This window comes from Williamsia deligens, assembly GCF_024171765.1.
GTDB lineage: Bacteria > Actinomycetota > Actinomycetes > Mycobacteriales > Mycobacteriaceae > Williamsia_A > Williamsia_A deligens.
This window is the reverse complement of sequence record NZ_JAMTCI010000001.1, coordinates 1,123,270-1,141,996: the sequence shown is the minus strand read 5'-3', so window position 1 is coordinate 1,141,996 and position 18,727 is coordinate 1,123,270. Positions and strand designations below refer to the sequence as shown.

The following is an 18,727-nucleotide window of genomic DNA, read 5'->3' as shown; positions in this document are numbered from 1 at the left end:
CTTCCCGATTGTGTATTTTCGTGTGTGTCGGCGTGCAAGGACTCGCGTCGGCGTCAGGACTCTCGACGGGGGTGTGGCATGACCGAACTCGTGCGGCCGGCTTTGAGTCCGAGAGAGAAAGAGGTCCTGCGACTCTGGATCCAGTCCGAGAGCAAGGACGAGGTGGGGTCGACCCTCGTCATCGCGCCGGCGACGGTGATGACCCACATCGCGCGTATCCGCGGCAAGTACTCCGAGGTCGGTCGGCCTGCGCGCACCAAGGCGCAGCTGCTGGCCCGGGCTCTGCAGGACGGTCTGATCGAGCTCGACGAGCTCTAGTCCGGCGTCAGCGGGGGAGGAGCTCGGCGAAAGCGGCCGAGAACAGGCGCGTACAGACGACGCGGATCGCGTCGGGGTCGGCGACACCCTCACCGAGCACCCAGTCCACGAGCAGCTGGTTCACCGCCCCCACGAGACCGATCGCGCTGAGCCGGAACTCGTCGGTGGTCTCGTCGAGTCCGGCGTGGGCCATCCCCGCGGTGACGATGATGTCGGCGAAGTCGCCGATCACGCGTCGTCGGCGGGCGTCGAGAGCGGGACTGACACCGACGACCTCGAGGAGCATGATGCGGGCCCGGCGACGGTCCGCGGTGAGGTAGCCGATGAACTCGGCGAGGGCGACTTGGGCGAGCTCGGCGATGGTGGGCAGCGTCTCGTCGATCGCCGCGACCGTCCGGCGTCCCACGTCCGCCACGATCTCGTCGTACACCGCGAGCAGCAGGGCCTCGCGCTCGTCGAACGACTCGTAGAAGTACCGCTGGGTCAGGCCCGCGCGGTCGCAGACCTGCTTGACCGAGACCCGCTGATAGCCGTCGGTCCCGAACAGGTCGAGCCCGGCCTCGAGCAGCGCGGCGCGGCGCTCGGCGACACGGGCGGCCGTCGACCGGCCGCCGTACCGGCGACCGGTGCCCCGGCGGTCCACCGCCGCGCTCGTGTCCTCCACGGGCGCCGATGCTACCGGCGCTGCGGTCACCGACCCGCACCGTCGGCGACCAGCGTCGGGAACGATGTCGTGTCAGATAGGATCCCGGCGGGGACCAGGGCTGCGGGAAGGCAGGCATGCGCGAACACACGGTCGTGATCGTCGGGAGCGGTTTCGGCGGGCAGTGCGCCGCCATCCGCCTGCTGGAGCGGGGCATCGACGACTTCGTCATGCTGGAACGCCGCGACTTCGTCGGCGGCACGTGGACGCAGAACACCTATCCGGGGGCGGCGGTCGACGTGCCGTCCCCGCTGTACTCCATCGCCGACGAGCCCTACCCGTGGCGTCGACTGTTCGCCAGGCAGGAGCAGCTCGCCGACTACACGCGTCACGTCATCGAACGCCATCGCCTCGACGAGCACATCGTGCTCGGCGCCGACGTCACGGGCGTCGAGTGGGAGGACGACGCGTGGACCGTCCGGACCTCCGCCGGTGACTTCCGGGGACGGTTCGTCGTCAACGCCTCCGGTCCGCTGAGCACCCCGGTCGTCCCGGACTTCCCCGGCCGCGACACGTTCACCGGCCCCGCGTTCCACACCAACGACTGGGACCACGACGTGGACCTCACCGGCAAGCGGGTCGCGATCGTCGGCAGCGGGGCCAGTGCGGCGCAGGTGATCCCCGCGATCGTCGACGACGTAGCGGAACTCCATGTCTTCCAACGCACACCGCACTGGGTGCTGCGCCGCCACGACGTCTCGTTCGGCCCGCGCCTGTCGCGGTTCCTCGCCCGGCCGCGGGTCAACCGACTGCTCCGGGCGGCGATCTACTGGAACCTCGAGACCCGGATCATCGGGTTCAAGTACTCCCGCCAGGCCATCCACCTCGTCTACGAGACGGCGGCGAAGCGGTTGCTGCGCAGGACGATCCGCGATCCCGAGCTCCGACGCAAGCTCACCCCCGACTACACCCTGGGCTGCAAGCGCGTGATCCTGTCGAGCGCGCTGTACCCGGCACTCGCGCGCGACACCGTGACCCTGCACGACAAGACCGACGGCATCGCCGAGGTCACCCCGACGGGCATCGTCACCACGCAGGGCCACCGGGTCGACGTCGACGTGATCGTCTGGTCCACCGGGTACGACTTCGCCGACGGACTCGTCTCGTACCCGGTCAAGGGGGTGGACGGACGGATGCTCGCCGATGTCTGGTCACCGTTCCCCCGGGCCTACCTCGGGACGACCATCCCGTCGTTCCCGAACCTGTTCGTCGTCACCGGCCCGAACACCGGGATCGGGCACACGTCGGCGATCTTCCTCATCGAGGCGCAGATGGACTACATCCTGACCGCCATCGACGAGGTGCGCTCCCGTGGTGCGCGCACCATCGACGTGACCGAGGACGCCGAGGCGCGTTACACCGAGATGATCCATCGGGAGATGGAGGGCACCGTGTGGGAGGCCGGCGGCTGCAACTCCTGGTACAAGTCCGCGGACGGCCACGTGGTGGTGACCTACCCCGGTTTCAGCTTCACGTTCCGGCGACTCGCACGGCATTTCCGGCCGGAGGATCACCGCATCGCGTGATCCGCACGCGTCTCACGTGGACCGCGGGGACTCCACCAGTCGCTGGGCGACGTCGGTGACCGGGGTGTTGCTGTCCTGAGACAGCTTGCGCAACAACGCGAACGCCTCGACGGGGTCGACGCCGAAGCGTTCCATGATCATGCCCTTGGCCTGACCGATGGTGTCCCGGCTGGCCAACGCGCTGCGGAACTCACCCTGCTGACGGGTGCGGAACATCGCGAGTGCGGCGTGGGTGGCGAACACCCGGCCTATCTCCCTGCTCTCGTGGGAGAACGCATCGGTCCTGTCGGAGAACAGGTTCAGGGCCCCCATGGTGCCCTGATGGGTGAAGAGCTGGAACGACAGACTCGAGCGGGCCGGGGTCTCGGCCACGACCCGACGCGACAGCTCGGGCCAGCGTCCGTCGGTGGCGATGTCGTCGACCCACACCTCGGTGTGCTCCCACGCGGCTTCCAGGCACGGTCCCTGATCCGTCTCCTGCTGCAGCGTGTCCAGCGTGACCATGACGTCGTCGGTCGGTGCCACCGTCGTCATGGTCCGTGCCCTCGACTCGACCAGCAGGATCCCCGCGTGGTCGGCGCCGGCGACGTGCTCGACCGCCCCCGCGGTCACCGCCGCCAACACCTGGTCGAACGCGTCGGGGTCGGCCTCGGGGACGGCGTGCAGGCTGCGCGCCATTTCTGCCATGCGGGTGTGGATGTCCATGATGCGTCCTGGACTACCCCCGTCTCCGTGGGCTCAAACCCCGCGAGATGTCAGTCGCGTTCCCAGGTCCCGTAGACGGTGAGGGCGCGGTGCGCGACCCGGAAGTGGGCCCGGTCGGTGCGGGTGCGCACCTCGCCGTCGAGAGCCACGGAGGTCGGTCCGTCCAGTGAGACCACCTCGAGCTCGGACACCCGGGTCTCCCGGAACAGACGGGAGCGGTCGAGTCGACCGGTGAGCGCGGCGACCATGATCCGGGGGATCGCCCACCGGCGGCCGACGTCGAGCAGGCGTACGTCCAGGACGCCGTCGTCCATGTGGGGTCGGTGTGCCGGCGCGAACCCGGGCGTCTCGTAGGTGGAGGCGCCGATGAAGAACATCGACGTGCTGATCTCCCTGCCGTCCACCCGCAGCCGGACGGGACGTTCGCGCCGCAGGACGTGCAGCAACGCGATGATCGCCGCGATCGGCTTGCCGACCCGCTTCTCGTACCGCTCACGGAACCGGACGAACTGGGGGTAGGTGCCGATGTTCGCCGTGTTGACGAAGGCGGCGTGGTCGTTGAGCAGGGCCAGGTCGACAGCGGCGGCGCGGCCCTCGTGGATCGCCCGGACGGTGTCGTCCACGGTCGCGCACCCGATGTCCTTCGCGAAGTGGTTGAACGTCCCGGCGGGGAACACCGCCAGGGGGATGCCGCGGTCGCGCGCGGTCGCCGCGGCCGCCCCCACGGTCCCGTCGCCGCCGGCGATGCCCAGGATCTCCGCGTCCCGCGCGGCGTCGACCAGGGTCGCGGTCAGGTCCTCGTCGGGCGCCAGCGTGACGATCCGCGCCCGGGGGAGTCGTGACTCGACGACGTCGACGACCCGCGACCCGGTGCCGCCCCCCGACGCCGGGTTCACGACCATCACGACGCCCTCGCCGTCGGGCCTCGCCGGGACGTCGACCCACGTGGGCTCGGGGGCGTCGTCGAGGTGAGAGGACATGGGCGGGAACAGCTCGCCCATCGCCCAGGCGATCCCCGCGCCCGTCGCCAGGCCCACGACGACGTCGCCCGGGTAGTGGGCGCCGGTCGCGACCCGCGAGAGCCCGACGGCCGCGGCCAGAGGTGCGACGGCGACTCCCAGCGCGGGCTTCTCGATCGCGACGGCGACGGTGAACGCCGCGGCGCTCGCCGAGTGTCCGGAGGGCATCGACCCGGACGTCGGTGTCCTGATCAGTCGGGCGATGGGGACCGCGTCGGTCACGGGGCGACGGCGTCCGAAGACCCGCTTCGCGATCTGGTTGGTGACGAGGCTGCTCACCGCCACGCTCGTGACGCCGCGCGCCGCGGCGCGCAGTGCCGACGACTTGCGCGTCGCCGCGAGCAGGGCGGCGATGGCGAACCACAGGCGCGAGTAGTTGGCGGCGACGGTGAGTCGGCGCATCGGCGCGTCCAGCAGCGGCGACTCGGCACGGGCCACGGCCAGATAGGCCGCACGATCGGCGGTGTCCACCGCCGTCCGGAGCGCCTGTCGGCGGTGCCGGAGTGATCGACCGTTGATGCGCACGCGTGGCCCTTCGTCGGCGGTGTCCTGGGGGTGACGGCGACCCCCGACCGCGGGCGCGAACCATCGGTGTCCGATTCTGCCCTCGAAGCCCCCCAAGCTGCGGCGTGTACCCGTGAACACTTGTACTCTCGGGGAGAGACGAGGGTCACATCGATGCGCGAAGGGGGTGAACGTGCTCAGCCAATCATCGCGCTCGCAGCGCGTGGAGCATGCCGATCAGGTCGAGAAGGGGATGCACCGTGGCTGAACGGGGTGCGACACCACAGGTGTCGCCGGCGCGTCGTCTGTTCCTCAAGGGCATCCGGGCGCTCTTCAGCCCGCTCGAGCCCGACGACTACATCGAGCTGATCAACCCGCTGTGGACGACGAAGGAACTCCGTGGCCGCGTCGAAGAGGTCCGCCCGGAGGGCACCGACGCCGCGACCGTCTGGATCCGCCCGGGCTACGAGTGGCCCGGACACGAGCCGGGTCAGTACGTCCGGCTCGGTCTCGTCATCGACGGCAAGTTCCACTGGCGCGCGTACTCGCTCACGTCCGATCCCGAGCCCCGCGACGGCCTCATCAGCGTCTCGCCGAAGCTCGTCGAGGAGGGGACCGTGTCCCCGTATCTCGTCGGGCAGTTGCGCCCGGGCGAGATCGTCCGCCTCAGCGACGTCGAGGGCACGTTCCTCCTGCCGGACCCCCTGCCGGAGAAGATGCTCTTCATCAGCGCAGGCAGCGGCATCACGCCGATCATGAGCATGATGCGCGACCTCGATCACCGCGACGAGATGAACGACGTCGTCGCCATCCACTCGATCCATGCGCGAGAACAGACCATGTTCAGCAAGGAGCTCGAGAAGTTCGACCGCGAGCACGAGGGCTTCAAGCTTCAGCTGCGTGTCACCGGCGACGAGGGCCGCATGAAGCCCGACGACCTCGACGAGCTGTGCCCCGACTGGCGTGAGCGTGTGACCATGGCCTCCGGGCCGGCCGAACTGCTCGACGCCCTCGTCGAGCACTACGACGCCAACGGCATCAAGGACAAGATCCTCCTCGAGCGGTTCCAGCCCACCTTCGGTTCCGAGCCCGGCGAGGGTGAGGGTGGTCATGTCACGATGCTGAAGTCGGACAAGGAATTCGAGTGCGAGCCCGGCGTTCCCATTCTCCAAGCAGGTGAAGAAGCAGGCCTGCAACTCAAGTACGGCTGCAGGATCGGCATCTGCCACACCTGCACCGGAGTTCTCAAGAAGGGTCAGATCCGGGATCTGCGCACGGGTGATGTCAGCTCACCCGAGGGGCAATCCGTCCGGATCTGTGTCCACAGCGCCGAAGGCGACGTCGAGATGGACCTGTAGAGCAGCGCAGGTACACCGCACGGGTCGTCTGCCCCGACCCGAGCCCGCGTCACCGACCTGAACCACCCACCACCTGGAGGACGAGCATGACCACCACAGAGCGTTCGGAACCGATCAGCCCGATTGCCCATCTCGATGCCGACACCATCGAGCAACTCGGCAAGGAGTTCGACGCGATCCACGACGAGGTCTACGCAGACCTCGGCGACAACGATCGCGCCTACATCAAGTCCGTCATCGCCGCCCAGCGACAGCTCGCCGCCCTCGGCCGCGTGGTGCTGCTGAACTCGCGGTCGAAGCCCGCATGGGTCGCCGGGACCGCGGCGCTCGGCGCCGCGAAGATCCTGGAGAACATGGAGATCGGGCACAACGTGATGCACGGTCAGTGGGACTGGATGAACGACCCGTCCATCCACTCGTCCGTGTGGGACTGGGACACCGCGTCCACCGCCGAGGCGTGGAAGCACTCCCACAACTACGTGCATCACACGTACACGAACATCCGTGGCAAGGACAAGGATCTCGGCTACGAGATCATGCGGATCGACCCGCACCAGAAGTGGCACCCGGTCTACCTCTTCCAGCCCATCTACAACGTCCTGCTGATGGCCTTCTTCGAGTGGGGCGTCGCCCTGCACGACCTCGACCTCGAGGCGATGCGCCGCGGTGAGAAGCCGGTGAGCGAGGTCCTCAAGGACCTCAAGGGCAGCGGCTACAAGATGCGCCGCCAGGTCGTGAAGGACTACATCGGCTGGCCGCTGATCAGCGCCGGTGCGGTCCTGCTCACGAACGCCGTCACCGGTGGCCGTGTGCCGCAGCAGAAGACCTCGCGCCTGGGCCGTCGCCTGCGCACGCTGAAGAGCAAGCCCGCGCGTTCGCTGGCGACCGCCGCCGACCTGGCCCTGCCGGCCGCCGAGGACACGTTCATCGCGACGTTCTGGGCGAACTTCACGGCCAACATCATCCGCAACTTCTGGTCCAACTGGATCATCTTCTGCGGACACTTCCCGGACCAGGCCTACACCTTCAGCGAGGAGGAGGCGTCCGACGAGAGCCGCGGCGCGTGGTACGTCCGCCAGCTGGTCGGTGCGGCCAACATCGACGGCAGCCCGCTGTTCCACATCGCCAGCGGCAACCTGAGCTACCAGGTGGAGCACCACCTCTACCCGGACATGCCCAGCAGCCGGTACTCGCAGATCGCCCCGAAGGTGAAGGACATCTGCGAGCGCTACGACCTGCCGTACAACACCGGCCCGTTCCTCAAGCAGTGGGGCATGGTGCAGCGCACCATCCTGCGCCTGGCGTTCCCCGGTGGCGAGGTCAAGCCGAAGCCCGGCCCGTACCGTCGTCCGTCGCACTCCGGCATCGACGGTCGTCCGAGTGAGGCCGCGACCTTCCGTGGGCGTCTGCCCGCCGGCCACCCCGACGCGGGCCCGGAGAGCAACAACGGCGAGGACGGCGTGAACTTCGACATGCCGTCGCGCGACTGACCGCGTAGATCTGCACCCCACCGATGGGCCGGCCGTCTCGGTCGGCCCATCGGTGTGATCGGGTGAGGTGGTGACCCCCCTCGCAGGCATCGTGACCGACACGTCGTCGCCCATCCCGGTCCCCTCCGACTGGACCCAGGGTCGTACCGCGTATGGGGGCCTCACCGCGGCGTTGTCGGTGGCGGCCGCCCGACGCGCTGTCGACGACCTCCCGCCGCTCGTCTCGGCGCACTTCGCGTTCACCGCCCCCGTCGTCGAGACGATCGGTCTCACGGTCGAGGTCCTGCGCCGCGGCCGATCGGTCACCTCCGTCGCGGTCCGCGGCACCAGCGGCGACCAGGTGGCCGCGCAGTCCACGCTTGTGTTCGCCCAGGGCCGTCTCAGCGCTGTCGCGCACGACCTGATCACCCCGCCGTCCGTGCCGGCCCCCGACGACTGCCCGGAGATGACCGGGTCGCCCGACGAGCGTCCCGCGTTCGCCCAGCACTTCGACATGCGGGTGGCCGGCGGATCCGCGCCGGTCTCGTCGGCGACCGAACCCCACTACCTCGTGTGGGTCCGCCATCGCGATGCGCAGGACACCGACCCACTGATCGCGCTCGTGGCCCTGGGAGACGCCCTCCCCCCGGCCGCCACCGCCGCGTTCTCGGCCTGGGCGCCGGTCAGCTCCGTCACCTGGGACGTGCACCTGTGCGTCGACGAGGTCCCCGACGCGTCGGGGTGGTTCCTCATCTCGTCCCGCGGCGACCACGCGCGCGACGGGTACGCACACCAGACCATGCACATCTTCGACGAGGACCTGCGGCCCGTGATGGCCGCGACCCAGACCGTCGCGGTCTTCGCCTGAGACACAGCGCGCCCGACCGCTGCTGCGGTCGGGCGCGACGTGCCGGGCGGTGGTGCGTGGATCAGCCGGTGATGAAGCCGTTGATGGTGCAGACGAGCTTCGTCGTCGGGTCGAGGGCCTGCTGCACCAGCGTGATCAGGCGCGGCGAGTACGACATCGACACGTGGTCGGACAGGTCGATCGGGCACCCGTCCTGCAGCGTGATGTTCTTGACGGTCGCGCCGGGTCCGGCCACCAGGAACGTCGACGCCGACGGTGTGGTCACCTCGTCGTAGAACGTTCGGATCGCGGTGTAGTCGACGCCGGGCGCCGTGTCGCCACCCGCGTTCAGCTTGGTCAGGAAATCCGACCCGACCACCTGCTGGATACCGCTGACGCCGACGGGCAACTGGGCAACGCCGAGCACGTCGATGCCCAGGTTGTTGATGGTCCGCCCGAGCGAGCCGATCCCGTCGAGAGTGGTTCCGTGGTTGGTCGCGCCGTAGCTGACCATCTTCTGGACCTTCGCCGCGCCACCGAGGAACTTGAGGTACCAGCGAGGCATCACGCCGCCCTGCGAGTGACCGACGATGTCCACCTTGGACGCACCGGTGCGGGCCAGGACATTGTCGATGAACGTCGACAACTGGCCGGCCGACGTCGCGAGGTCACCGGTCCCGTAGACACCGGGGATCAGCGAGATCACGCCGCCGCCGTTGGTGATGTTCAGCTTCCCGTAGTTGAACGTGTAGACGCAGAAGCCGGCCTTCGTGAGGTCCGGGGACATCATCGCGAAGTTGTCGTAGGCGCTCTCCCACGTGCCGTGCACCAGCACGACGGGGCGTTGGCCCGCCTTCGGCTTGCAGGAGTAGTTGTTGGCGCCGGGAGGGGCGACGTTCGGGTTGAACGCCGAGTAGGCGAAGGCGGGGATGAAGCGGGTCTGACGCGGACCGAACCCGGATGTCTCGCTGGCGACGCTGTCGGTGCCCGTCGGGAGCGCGAGGGGTGCGGCGGCGGTGGTGATGTTCTGCTGGCGGGCCTTGAGGTTGGTCGAGGTGTTCGGGGCCTTCAGGCCGGCCTTGATGGTGTCGGCCAACTGTTGCACCGACGGCGCGGCGGAGGCCGGCCCGGTGGCGCCGATGGTGATGCCGACGGCCGCTGCCATCGACAGACAGGCGACTGCCGCCCGTCGCACGCGAATCGAGGTGATGGTCATGGGACTCCCGGGTGTCTGTGGGTTCCGTGGTCCGTGTGAGGGACCTCACACGATGGGGTCACAGTAGGAAGCAGGTCTCACGATCTCGAGGGATCGGCACGGAGACTTGTCAACAGCCGGTCTATCGGACGCAGCTTTGGTGAAAGTCCCAAATGGCGAGAATGTCGGCAGCTTGCGTTACCGGCTTGTGATCTGTGTTCGGGCCCGCATCGATACGGCGCCAGAGGCCGGAAGGATTCGTCCGCAGGACGACGGGGTACCTAGAGTTCACCTTGTCCGTCGGATGCAGACCCTGGAGTCCGGCTCGCCCCTGTTGGAGGGACACCGCCGATGCACCCACTCACCGACCACTCCTCACCTGATCCTCGCGAGGGGGACGCCCTCCCGATCGAGGACGTCGACCTCACCACCGCCTTCGACCCGGAACGTCTGCTGCTGGGTGACCACGGCGGCGTGATGGTCATCGTCGGGCTGTTGGTCCTCGCGCTCATCCTGCTGACCGTCGCGTTCGGGGCGCTCCCGCGCTGAGCCGCCGACGCCTGCGGCGTCGAGAAAGCAACACTGTCGAGATGTCGACGCCTTTCGCATAACCTGCCGGGGTGACCCCGGATGACGTCGACGCGGACGCCCCCGCCCCCGCGGACCCGTCGGGGCGGGACCCGTCCCCCCCGACGACCCGTGTGGTCGCGGTGATGCAGATGTTGTCGGCGGCGCCCGATCGGTCGCACACCCTCGCCCAGATCTGCCGCGCGTCGGGGATCAGCCGGGCGACCGGACACGCCGTCCTCCGGTCGCTGTGCGCTCACGACTGGGTTCGACGCCGCGACGACGGCACCTACTCCCTCGGCCCGGGCTTTGCCGGCTCCACCGCAGGTAGTTCGGCGGACCCGCTCCACCGCCTTCTGGCCGACTGTGCCCGAGACGTCGGGATGGCCGTGTCAGCCACCGAGCTCCGGGGCGCGACGATGGTCGTGACGCACACCGTCCGGCCGCCGGTCACCGGCACCGATCGGGGATCCGTTGTCCCGGAGGGGGTGTCGATCCCGTTCGTGGCGCCCTTCGGGCGGGAGCACGTCGCGACGGTGTCGCCCGAAGAGCGGGAACGCTGGTGGTCGTCGGTCCCCCCGGGTGCAGGGGATCTGCGCCACCGGCTCGACGCGGTGCTGTCCGTCGTCGCCGCCCGCGGTTTCGCGATCGACCGGTTGAGTGGTCCGCTGGTGCGGGTGCACGCGGCGCTGGATGCTCTCGGTGAGACCGTCGGTCCGGACCGCATCGCCACCGCCATGGCGGGTGCGTTCGCCGAACTCGAGGTCGTCGACGTCCTCGACGGCGAGCTGGGGGAGGGTGACACGGTCGCCGTCGCGACCGTCGCGGCCGCGATATCGGGCAGCGGTCCGCCCAGATCTGTTGCGATACAGCCGTTCACGCGGCTGTCGCCGACGTCGATCCGCCGCCTCGGCGCCACGGTCACCGAATTGGCCGCGGCGGCCCGGTCGGTGAGCTGATCCACCGCGCTCGCCTGACGCCGGGGTGTTCTTCTCATCGTCAGGTGGGCGCCATGTGCCGTACACTCGATTCGCACGCATTGGCTGAAACCCCGGGTTCTGCGTCGCCTGGGAAGGATCGCCATCACATCGACACCGCAGTCTCGTGAGCTCTATCTCGTCCCGTCGAATTCGACAGCGGCGCAGCGCGATCGCGCCACCGAGCGCTCGACCACACCGCGCCTGCGGGATCGCACCGACATCGTCGAGTTCCACGGCCGTCATGCGTTGTGCAACACGACCACCACACCCCACCAGGCTATGGTCGCCGATCTGTTCTTCATCCGGGATGCGCTCGACACCGCAGGCATCGCATACCTGCTGGTCCGAGGGAATGATCCGCGGCCCGTCCTGGCGGTGGACTGGCACCTTCGCGCGCAACTGCGGGCCGCGCTCGTCTCCGCGTGCGAGCGAGAGCCGTTCTATGTGAAGGCGATGGACGTCGCGAACAGTCGCCCATCACTCGTCGCCGACGGCACGCTCTCCGAGGACGACGACGCACGGGTCCTGAGGCTCTACCGGCCGCGCTACGAACCCACGAGCGGTCTGCACTACGGCGCATCGACAGCGGTGCTGGTCGAGCTGTGGTCGATGTCGTCGGAGGTGATGGTGCTGCCGGCGGAGAACTCGTTGACGCGCACCACCATCCGCAGCGACGAGGTGGTGCTCGGCACGGTCGAGCGGTTCGGCGCGAGCTGGCCGACGATCGAGAACATGTTCGCCGCCCACGCGTCCGACCTCTCGTTCGACATCGACATCGTCTTCTCCTGGGTGGACGGTTCGTCCGCGGAGTTCCAGGCCCAGCGCGCGAAGCGTATGAAGAACTACGTCATCGGATCCGGTGATGAGTCCGCCGCACGGTTCCGTCAGATCGACGAACTCAAATACGCGCTGCGATCGGTGCACATGTACGCGCCGTGGGTCCGGCGCATCTTCGTCGCGACCGACTCTCCGCGCCCGGCGTGGCTGGCCGACGACCCCCGGGTCACGTTCGTCCCGAGCGAGGAGTTCTTCGCCGACACCTCGGTGCTCCCCACCCACAACTCGCAGGCCGTCGAGTCGCAACTGCACCGGATCCCGGGCCTGTCCGAACACTTCCTGTACTCCAACGACGACATGTTCTTCGCGCGACCGGTCCAACCGGACATGTTCTTCTCACCGGGCGGCATCAGCATGTTCGTCGAGAGTCCCGTGCGCATCGGGCTCGGCGTGAACGACGACGAGCGCAGTGGTTTCGAGAACGCCGCCCGGGTCAACCGCAGAGTCCTCGAGCAGCGCTTCGGGTCGGTGACGACGCGACATCTGGAACACGTCGTGACGCCGCTGCGCAAGAGCGTGATGTCGGAGATGGAGGCCGAGTTCGCCGAGGAGTTCACCGCCACCGCGGCCAGTGCGTTCCGGGCCAGCGACAACATCTCGGTCACCAACTCGCTCTACCACTACTACGCCCTGCACACGGGTCAGGCCGTGGTCCAGCGCGGTGCCAAGGTGCGGTACATCGACACCACCTCCACCGCCGGTCTGCGGTCGATGGACAAGCTGCTGCCCAAGCGGGCCGTGGACTTCTTCTGCCTCAACGACGGCAGCTTTCCCGAGGTCGACCTCGAGGTCCGCACCGACCGGGTCACGCGCTTCCTCGACCGGTACTTCCCCATCGCCGCCGAGTGGGAGACGCCGGCAGCGGCCTCCCCCACGAAGCACTAGACCGACCGGCTCGCGGCCCGCGAGCTGTCGCGGATCGTGACGCCATGCGCCTCGATCCGACGCGCGGCCTCGTCGGCGTCGACACCTTCACCCACGGTGGGGTGGCCGCGCAGGGGGACGACCGAGCAGACCACGGTCTCGTCGTAGACGTAGACGAGGTTGTGCGCCTGGGCTCCGTCTCGCCCTCGGACCGCGCCCGCCGACACCGCCAGGTCCTGCGTGTAGCTCGTCGCCGACACCACCGACACCGGGATACCCGCGAACGTCGCCGTCGTCGAGTAGTGCAGGTGGCCCGACAGGATCTGTCGGATGTCGCTGCCGCGCAGGACGTCCGCCAGTTTGTGTTGATCGATGAGCTCGACCAGCGTGGACAGGTCCAGGACCGCGGGGACCGGCGGGTGGTGCATCACGAGGATGCTGCCGTGGGGCGACGGCGTCGCGAGCACGTCGGCCAACCACGCCAACTGCGCATCGGTGACCTCACCGTGGTGGTAACCGGGGACAGTCGTGTCGAGACTGATGACGCGCAGCCCGTCGATGTCGTGGACCTCGTCGACGGCATCGCTCGACGGCTCCTGGTCGAGGAGATGGGCACGGAACTGCGCGCGGTCGTCGTGGTTGCCCATCGCCCAGATCACCGTCGCGTCGAGTTCGGCCGCGAGCGGATCGACCAGTGCCCGCAGGTCGTCGTACGCCGCGGCCTCACCCCGGTCGGTCAGGTCGCCGCTGAAGACCAGTACGTCCGGGCGGGCCTTGGACGCCCGGACGTCGCCGAGGATCTGCCGCAACCGTTCTGCGCTGTCCACGTCGCCATAGAGGGTGCCCTCGGCGACGAAGTGGGTGTCGCTGAGGTGGAGGATGCAGAAATCCGGCCGCGCATACTCGGCCATTCGGGCCTTCATCTGCTCTCGCTTTCGCCGACCGTTCGTCGAGGGCCATGCGTGGGGCGTGCGCGAAACCCGGGTCCGGGCGTCCGTCGTGTTCACCCTAGTCAACCGGCAGACGCGGGCCGCGTCGGCGCAGATCGAGCGGTGCGGCCCTGGGCGCTCAGCCTGTGTCCGGCGACCCCGCAGGCCCACGCGTGGATTCGGCGAGCAGATCGAGCAGCGACGCGCTGATGGTCGAATGGTCGATCGCGCGCTGCCACAGGGCCCGTCCCGCCGTCAGATCCGGCACAGCGGCGACGACGATGACCGGGTGTGAATCATCGGCGTGGATCGTGGTTCGTGAGAAGCGGTCACGGCGGCGTACCCGGCGGGCCAGGACGTTGCCGGACGACCAGGCCGTGTCACCCGGGTCGAACGGGTAGAAGAGGATGTCCCATTCGCTGAGCAGGTCCCCGATCTCCGTGGTCGGATCCTGTTCTCGCACGCCACGTTCGATCATCACGGCCTCACGGCCGGTGGGGAAGCTCGCGCGGTGGGCGCCGTCGGATCAGATGGTGAGACTGTGTGCCCGGCATCACCGACACTACGCCGCTGCGGGTGCGCAGCAGCCGTCGCCGACATCGCGGGCCGTCGTCGCCGTCGCCGCTGTCGCCGCCGAGCTCGAGACCGATCCGGTCACTTCGGTGGGAGCGGCCGATCGGGGTGCATGAGGAGTTGGTCGAACCGCGTCCTGTTGCTGTCGATGAGGTCGATGTCGCGGGGGACGCGGTCGACGATCGCGGTGGCGAGGTCGCGGACTTTGACGTTGGACTCCTGTGAACGCCACGACAACAGGTCGAACGCCTGGTCGGCGGTGAGGTGGTAGGCGAACATCAGCATGCCTTTCGCCTGCTCGATCACCGCGCGCGACGCTGCGAATTCGGAGACCCGGCTGTCGAGTTCGGTGTTCACCGCATCGGTCCGAACGGCCGAGAGGTCGACGTAGACACCGGTGGTGCCCACGACGTCCCCCACGTCGTCGTGGATCGAATCGCCGATCACCAGGACATGGTGGGTCTTCCCGTGGGTGTCGACGATGCGGTGGCGACTGTTGAAGGGGCCGTGATCGGCCAGGGTCCGCTGCACAGCACGGTCGAACTCGGCACGGTCCTCGGGGTGCTTGTGGCCGAGGACGACATCGGTGGTCACGCGCTTGGGGGACGGGTCGTAGCCGTGGATCGCTGCGACCGTGGCGGACCACTCCCACGAATTGTCGGCGTAGACGAACCGGAACTCGCCGACCCGTTCGGTCGGACCCGCGTACATGAACTGACGAGCGGCGTCGCTGGGGTCAGTCATTCCGGCCATGGATCGTGATCGGGTGAGGGGTGGCGTGCACGAAGTGAACATAACGCACACGACGTGTACTCACGGCCGAGCGTGAGAGGATCACGCGTGATCCGAATCGTCTGACAGGCAACGTAAGTCGACTTGTGGAGACCCGTTCCGGACCGCGTGCGCGGACGGCGCCGGGCGGACTTCTTCACCGCGACACCTCGACGGCCCGAAGGTCGCCGTAACACTGGTTATTACCTGCCCGGGTGACGTCAAAACCTGGTTGTCGTGCATCACTCAGTACGCGCCGACCTCTGTGCTTGTTCGGTGCGGTGGCACAGGTCCGCGTCTACAGACTCAGCGGCTGGACTTCAGGCGGTGTGAGGTCCTCCAGGTCTCCCGGCCGAGATGGAGGGACGCTGAGAGTGCTGCGGTGTCCCACGTCGGTGGATGCCCGTTCGAGGATCTGTTCGGCATACCGGACCAGCAGTGAGTGTCGATGCTGTGTGGGTATCGGTTTGCCGCTGGCGAGCCGTATCAGTGCCACGGCGAGCGTGGACGGAGTGCGCGGTGGGATCACTATCAGTTCGACGGTCATGCGGTTCGTGGTCACCCGGAGCAGCGGGGGGACCAGGGGTGAGCCCTCTGAGTCGAGCCCCGGGCGTGATCGGAATGCACGCCAGTCCATCTGCAGCGCCACGATCGAGCCCAGCGTGGGGACGATCGCGGTGGAGAACGTGGCGAGCTCGTCGCTCAACGTCGTCGTGTACGGGAACCAGGCACCCCCGACGGGTTGAGTCAGATCAGCGTGAAGGTGTACGCGTGTCGGACCCAGCAGGGGTGTCATCACTGGCCCGACGATCGCACGAAGCGTTCGGGGACGGCCGGCGCCGATTCGAGGCCGACCACGCGTGGTCCAGGCAGACGGGCGCAGTCGAGCCCCCTGCCTCGGGGACTTCCGGGACGATGTGTGCGACGGGCGGTCGCGACAGCAAAACAGTTGGCGTGCATGACAGCTCACCTGACTGACCACCACGTGGTCGATGCGTACCGGCGACGCCAACAGGGTTCTGTCAGATATGAGGTCCGATGTCGTCGACGATACCCCTGACTCCCTGACCCTCGTGGGGGTCGACCGCCTTTGCGCGCACACGGGTGGTCACGAGGCTTCCGCCACGAACGTTCGACGACAACTGGCGCACTAGACGACTGGTCTACTAGTGTGTAGCGTCATGGCTGCAGGCACCGCCACCGACGACAAGGAACGACATCATGCCCCTCGCTCGTATCGACCTCACCGAAGGCAAGTCCGCCGAGTACCGCCGCACGATCGCCGACGTCGTCTACGACCAGATGATCGTTCACCTCGGTGTGCCCGAGGACCGGTTCCAGGTCATCACCCAGCACCCGCCGGGCGAGGTCATCGCCGATCCCGACTACCTGGGCATCCGCCGCTCCGAGGACGCCGTCTTCATCCAGCTGATCTTCCTGGACGTCGCCACTCCTGAGCAGAAGGCCGCCTTCTACAAGGCTGTCGTCGACGAACTGCACGAGAAGCTCCTCCTGCGCACCGAGGACGTCTTCTTCAACCTGCAGACCGTCCAGCCGGCCGACTGGTCGATGGGCAACGGCATCGCCACCTACGTCAACGGCGTTCCGGCCGACCGCCTCGACCCGAACAGTGTTCCGGCCGACTTCCATTGGTGAGCTGCTGACCCTGTCGCACCCACGACACGCCCCACCGCGATCAGTGCGGTGGGGCTCGTCGCGTTGTCCTCTGTCGTCAGGAGAGGTGCAGGCGGTGGCGGGTCATCGCGAACACCCGGTCGAGAGGTTCGCGCGCCCGATTGATCTTCGCCAGGACGCTCGCCCCGATCCACCCCGTGTACAGATCACGAGCGAGCTCGCTCGGGTCCACGTCGATCGTCACGGATCCGTCGCTCACGCCGTCCTGGATCATGCGCTCGATGCGCTCGGCGATGTCGGACGTGCCGATGATGAGTGCCTGTCGCATCGTCTCCGACAGGTCGGCGACCTCGGCGCCGAGCTTCACCACCAGACACCTGCCCTGGCAGTCGTTGACGGCCTGCATGTCGTAGAAGTCCTGCCAGTAGGCGCTCAACCTGTCCGCACCGCTGCCGGGTCGCGCGACGATCTCGTCCATACCCGCGAGATAGTGCTCGAAGTAGCTCTCGATGAGGGCCTTGCCGAAGGCGTCCTTGGAGCCGAACCAGTGGTAGAAGGACCCTTTGGGTACGCCCGCCTCGGTGAGGACCTCGTTCAGGCCGACGGCCGCGTAGCCCTTGTGGGACATGATCTGCTCGGCGGTGTCGAGGATCGTCTGACGTGTGTCGATCTCCGGGGTGGGCATCTGCCCAGGATACTCGCGAATAGACCGGTCGTCTATAACTACGGGCCGGGTGCGCCTCAGGGCGAGAGTGCGGTGACCGTTCCGCCTCCGGCTGCCTTGGATCGGTAGAGCGCACGATCGGCGGCGGTGAGCATGTCCTGCAGCACGGTGTCGGCCAGGGGCCATGTCGGAGGGTGGAAGGTGACCGCACCGACGCTGATGGTCGGCGGCTCGGGGACCGGGAGGTCTCTGACCGCCTCGCTGATCCGGTGTGCCATCGCTTCGGCGGCCGGCTGATCGAGGTGCAGGACCGCGACGTATTCGTCGCCCCCGATCCGCGAGAGTGCGTCGGCGTGACTGTCGCACACCCGCAGCAGCGTCAGCGCGACCTCGCGCAGGAGTTCGTCACCGGTGGTGTGGCCGTGGGTGTCGTTGTACGGCTTGAACGTGTCGATGTCGACCATCAACACACTGACAGGGCTCCCGTCCGGATACCGGGTCAGGGCATGCACCACGGCTTCCCACAATCCGCGCCGGTTCAGCAGTCCCGTGAGCGAATCGATGAACGATCTGCGGGCGTCGTTGCGGAGGAACGTCAACGCGATCTGCCCGACGACGAACCCTCCGGTGCACGCGAACACCAGGACGGCGGCCAGGAGGACGGTCGGGATCACAGGACGTTCGGTGAGGAACACGAAGTAGGCCGCGGTGGACAGGATGACGAGGGTGACCCACCCGAGATGCACGGACAGGACTCGGGGCCCGTGCAGGAACATGATGTAGGAACCCGGCAGGATGTAGAGGCTGAGCAGCGCCATCGCGAGCAACGCGTTGGGCGCGACGATGATCAGGGGCACCGTCCCGATGTCGCCCGCGGCGATGAACAGCAGCGATGTGCGTTCCGTCGGCCAGGACCTGTTCGCCCACCACCACCAGGATCCCCAGGCGTAACCGAGGGTCGCGACAATTGCCGCCACGGTGAACGGCCACGGGTTGCGTGTCGTCACCAGCAACGTGGCGCCGACGACGGTGCACAGAACACAGCAGATGGCGATCACCATGCGGTCGAGGCGGAGCCAGGCGCGCGACTCGGCGTAGGCGTAGACCCACTCGTATTCGAAGGGCTGTCCCCACCACCACCGCAGCAGTTCACGCAGTGTCTTGTCGCGGAGAGGTGCCGCACCCGGGCCCCGGGGGAAGGGTCCGGAAGTCATCGATCGAACCCCTCGTCTCCCGACAGTCCCCGAGCATTGAACATCGACA

At 68.0% G+C, this 18,727-nt stretch carries 19 protein-coding genes; 9 read left to right on the top strand and 10 right to left on the bottom strand.

The genetic code is table 11. The annotated features are described in order from the left end of the window. The first annotated feature begins 78 nt into the window (after nucleotides 1-78). On the top strand, nucleotides 79-318 hold the full coding sequence (locus tag LX14_RS05430; RefSeq protein ID WP_253646235.1) for a response regulator transcription factor: 240 nt from the start codon (nucleotides 79-81) through the stop codon (nucleotides 316-318). A 7-nt stretch (nucleotides 319-325) separates the two neighbouring features. On the opposite strand, the gene LX14_RS05425 is transcribed toward LX14_RS05430, so the two are convergent. Beyond that, nucleotides 326-982, bottom strand: a complete 657-nt coding sequence (locus LX14_RS05425; protein WP_253646234.1) for a TetR/AcrR family transcriptional regulator — start codon at nucleotides 980-982, stop codon at nucleotides 326-328. A gap of 116 nt (nucleotides 983-1,098) precedes the next feature. Between LX14_RS05425 and LX14_RS05420 the strand changes: the two genes are divergently transcribed. Beyond that, a complete protein-coding gene (locus LX14_RS05420) occupies nucleotides 1,099-2,547 on the top strand; it encodes a flavin-containing monooxygenase (RefSeq protein ID WP_253646233.1) in 1,449 nt (482 codons plus the stop codon). Nucleotides 2,548-2,559: 12 nt separating this feature from the next. Here LX14_RS05420 and LX14_RS05415 read toward each other — a convergent pair whose 3' ends face one another. Both LX14_RS05415 and LX14_RS05410 read right to left on the bottom strand, forming a co-directional pair. Further along, nucleotides 2,560-3,252, bottom strand: a complete 693-nt coding sequence (locus LX14_RS05415; RefSeq protein ID WP_253646232.1) for a GAF and ANTAR domain-containing protein — start codon at nucleotides 3,250-3,252, stop codon at nucleotides 2,560-2,562. Between the two features lie 50 nt (nucleotides 3,253-3,302). Then, complete coding sequence (locus LX14_RS05410; RefSeq protein WP_372505363.1) at nucleotides 3,303-4,790, bottom strand: bifunctional phosphatase PAP2/diacylglycerol kinase family protein; 1,488 nt, start codon at nucleotides 4,788-4,790, stop codon at nucleotides 3,303-3,305. A gap of 245 nt (nucleotides 4,791-5,035) precedes the next feature. On the opposite strand from LX14_RS05410, the gene LX14_RS05405 reads away from it, so the two are divergent. From LX14_RS05405 to LX14_RS05395, 3 genes are all read left to right on the top strand, one after another. After that, nucleotides 5,036-6,133, top strand: coding sequence for a ferredoxin reductase (locus LX14_RS05405; RefSeq protein ID WP_253646230.1), 1,098 nt, complete (start codon nucleotides 5,036-5,038; stop codon nucleotides 6,131-6,133). An 86-nt stretch (nucleotides 6,134-6,219) separates the two neighbouring features. Continuing rightward, on the top strand, nucleotides 6,220-7,623 hold the full coding sequence (locus LX14_RS05400) for a fatty acid desaturase family protein (protein WP_253646229.1): 1,404 nt from the start codon (nucleotides 6,220-6,222) through the stop codon (nucleotides 7,621-7,623). Between the two features lie 70 nt (nucleotides 7,624-7,693). After that, nucleotides 7,694-8,470, top strand: coding sequence for a thioesterase family protein (locus LX14_RS05395; protein ID WP_253646228.1), 777 nt, complete (start codon nucleotides 7,694-7,696; stop codon nucleotides 8,468-8,470). A 61-nt stretch (nucleotides 8,471-8,531) separates the two neighbouring features. Here LX14_RS05395 and LX14_RS05390 read toward each other — a convergent pair whose 3' ends face one another. Then, a complete protein-coding gene (locus LX14_RS05390; protein WP_253646227.1) occupies nucleotides 8,532-9,665 on the bottom strand; it encodes an esterase/lipase family protein in 1,134 nt (377 codons plus the stop codon). A 330-nt stretch (nucleotides 9,666-9,995) separates the two neighbouring features. Between LX14_RS05390 and LX14_RS05385 the strand changes: the two genes are divergently transcribed. The 3 genes from LX14_RS05385 (at nucleotide 9,996) to LX14_RS05375 (ending at nucleotide 12,913) form a co-directional block, all read left to right on the top strand. Beyond that, nucleotides 9,996-10,193 (top strand): hypothetical protein, encoded by a 198-nt coding sequence (locus LX14_RS05385; protein ID WP_253646226.1) that lies wholly within the window; start codon nucleotides 9,996-9,998, stop codon nucleotides 10,191-10,193. 71 nt (nucleotides 10,194-10,264) lie between these two features. Further along, a complete protein-coding gene (locus tag LX14_RS05380) occupies nucleotides 10,265-11,170 on the top strand; it encodes a helix-turn-helix domain-containing protein (RefSeq protein ID WP_253646225.1) in 906 nt (301 codons plus the stop codon). A 300-nt stretch (nucleotides 11,171-11,470) separates the two neighbouring features. Next, nucleotides 11,471-12,913 (top strand): stealth family protein, encoded by a 1,443-nt coding sequence (locus tag LX14_RS05375; RefSeq protein ID WP_253646224.1) that lies wholly within the window; start codon nucleotides 11,471-11,473, stop codon nucleotides 12,911-12,913. Here the strand turns inward: LX14_RS05375 and LX14_RS05370 are convergent. The 4 genes from LX14_RS05370 to LX14_RS05355 all read right to left on the bottom strand — a co-directional run bounded on the left by LX14_RS05370 (nucleotide 12,910) and on the right by LX14_RS05355 (nucleotide 15,961). Then, on the bottom strand, nucleotides 12,910-13,815 hold the full coding sequence (locus LX14_RS05370) for a phosphodiesterase (protein WP_253646223.1): 906 nt from the start codon (nucleotides 13,813-13,815) through the stop codon (nucleotides 12,910-12,912). The genes LX14_RS05375 and LX14_RS05370 overlap by 4 nt on opposite strands. 145 nt (nucleotides 13,816-13,960) lie before the next feature. Beyond that, nucleotides 13,961-14,302 carry a hypothetical protein gene (locus LX14_RS05365; protein WP_253646222.1) on the bottom strand — a complete coding sequence of 114 codons (342 nt, stop codon included), beginning with the start codon at nucleotides 14,300-14,302 and terminating at the stop codon, nucleotides 13,961-13,963. Between the two features lie 173 nt (nucleotides 14,303-14,475). Next, nucleotides 14,476-15,138, bottom strand: a complete 663-nt coding sequence (locus LX14_RS05360) for a PAS and ANTAR domain-containing protein (RefSeq protein ID WP_253646221.1) — start codon at nucleotides 15,136-15,138, stop codon at nucleotides 14,476-14,478. Between the two features lie 325 nt (nucleotides 15,139-15,463). Then, nucleotides 15,464-15,961: a DUF5994 family protein gene (locus LX14_RS05355; protein ID WP_253647897.1), complete on the bottom strand. Its 498-nt coding sequence runs from the start codon at nucleotides 15,959-15,961 to the stop codon at nucleotides 15,464-15,466. Between the two features lie 425 nt (nucleotides 15,962-16,386). Here LX14_RS05355 and LX14_RS05350 point away from each other — a divergent pair, with 425 nt between their 5' ends. Then, nucleotides 16,387-16,821 (top strand): tautomerase family protein, encoded by a 435-nt coding sequence (locus LX14_RS05350; RefSeq protein WP_253646220.1) that lies wholly within the window; start codon nucleotides 16,387-16,389, stop codon nucleotides 16,819-16,821. A gap of 76 nt (nucleotides 16,822-16,897) precedes the next feature. Here LX14_RS05350 and LX14_RS05345 read toward each other — a convergent pair whose 3' ends face one another. Beyond that, on the bottom strand, nucleotides 16,898-17,485 hold the full coding sequence (locus LX14_RS05345) for a TetR/AcrR family transcriptional regulator (RefSeq protein WP_253646219.1): 588 nt from the start codon (nucleotides 17,483-17,485) through the stop codon (nucleotides 16,898-16,900). Between the two features lie 56 nt (nucleotides 17,486-17,541). Next, entirely contained in the window at nucleotides 17,542-18,678 is a 1,137-nt protein-coding gene (locus tag LX14_RS05340; RefSeq protein ID WP_253646218.1) for a GGDEF domain-containing protein, read from the bottom strand. Between the last annotated feature and the right edge of the window lie 49 nt (nucleotides 18,679-18,727).

Coding starts and splice junctions, on each gene's coding strand:
- LX14_RS05430 (WP_253646235.1), top strand. CDS start 79: ATGACCGAACTCGTGCGGCCGGCTTTGAGTCCGAGAGAGAAAGAGGTC.
- LX14_RS05420 (WP_253646233.1), top strand. CDS start 1,099: ATGCGCGAACACACGGTCGTGATCGTCGGGAGCGGTTTCGGCGGGCAG.
- LX14_RS05415 (WP_253646232.1), bottom strand. CDS start 3,252: ATGGACATCCACACCCGCATGGCAGAAATGGCGCGCAGCCTGCACGCC.
- LX14_RS05400 (WP_253646229.1), top strand. CDS start 6,220: ATGACCACCACAGAGCGTTCGGAACCGATCAGCCCGATTGCCCATCTC.
- LX14_RS05390 (WP_253646227.1), bottom strand. CDS start 9,665: ATGACCATCACCTCGATTCGCGTGCGACGGGCGGCAGTCGCCTGTCTG.
- LX14_RS05385 (WP_253646226.1), top strand. CDS start 9,996: ATGCACCCACTCACCGACCACTCCTCACCTGATCCTCGCGAGGGGGAC.
- LX14_RS05375 (WP_253646224.1), top strand. CDS start 11,471: ATGGTCGCCGATCTGTTCTTCATCCGGGATGCGCTCGACACCGCAGGC.
- LX14_RS05370 (WP_253646223.1), bottom strand. CDS start 13,815: ATGAAGGCCCGAATGGCCGAGTATGCGCGGCCGGATTTCTGCATCCTC.
- LX14_RS05360 (WP_253646221.1), bottom strand. CDS start 15,138: ATGACTGACCCCAGCGACGCCGCTCGTCAGTTCATGTACGCGGGTCCG.
- LX14_RS05355 (WP_253647897.1), bottom strand. CDS start 15,961: ATGACACCCCTGCTGGGTCCGACACGCGTACACCTTCACGCTGATCTG.
- LX14_RS05350 (WP_253646220.1), top strand. CDS start 16,387: ATGCCCCTCGCTCGTATCGACCTCACCGAAGGCAAGTCCGCCGAGTAC.
- LX14_RS05345 (WP_253646219.1), bottom strand. CDS start 17,485: ATGCCCACCCCGGAGATCGACACACGTCAGACGATCCTCGACACCGCC.
- LX14_RS05340 (WP_253646218.1), bottom strand. CDS start 18,678: ATGACTTCCGGACCCTTCCCCCGGGGCCCGGGTGCGGCACCTCTCCGC.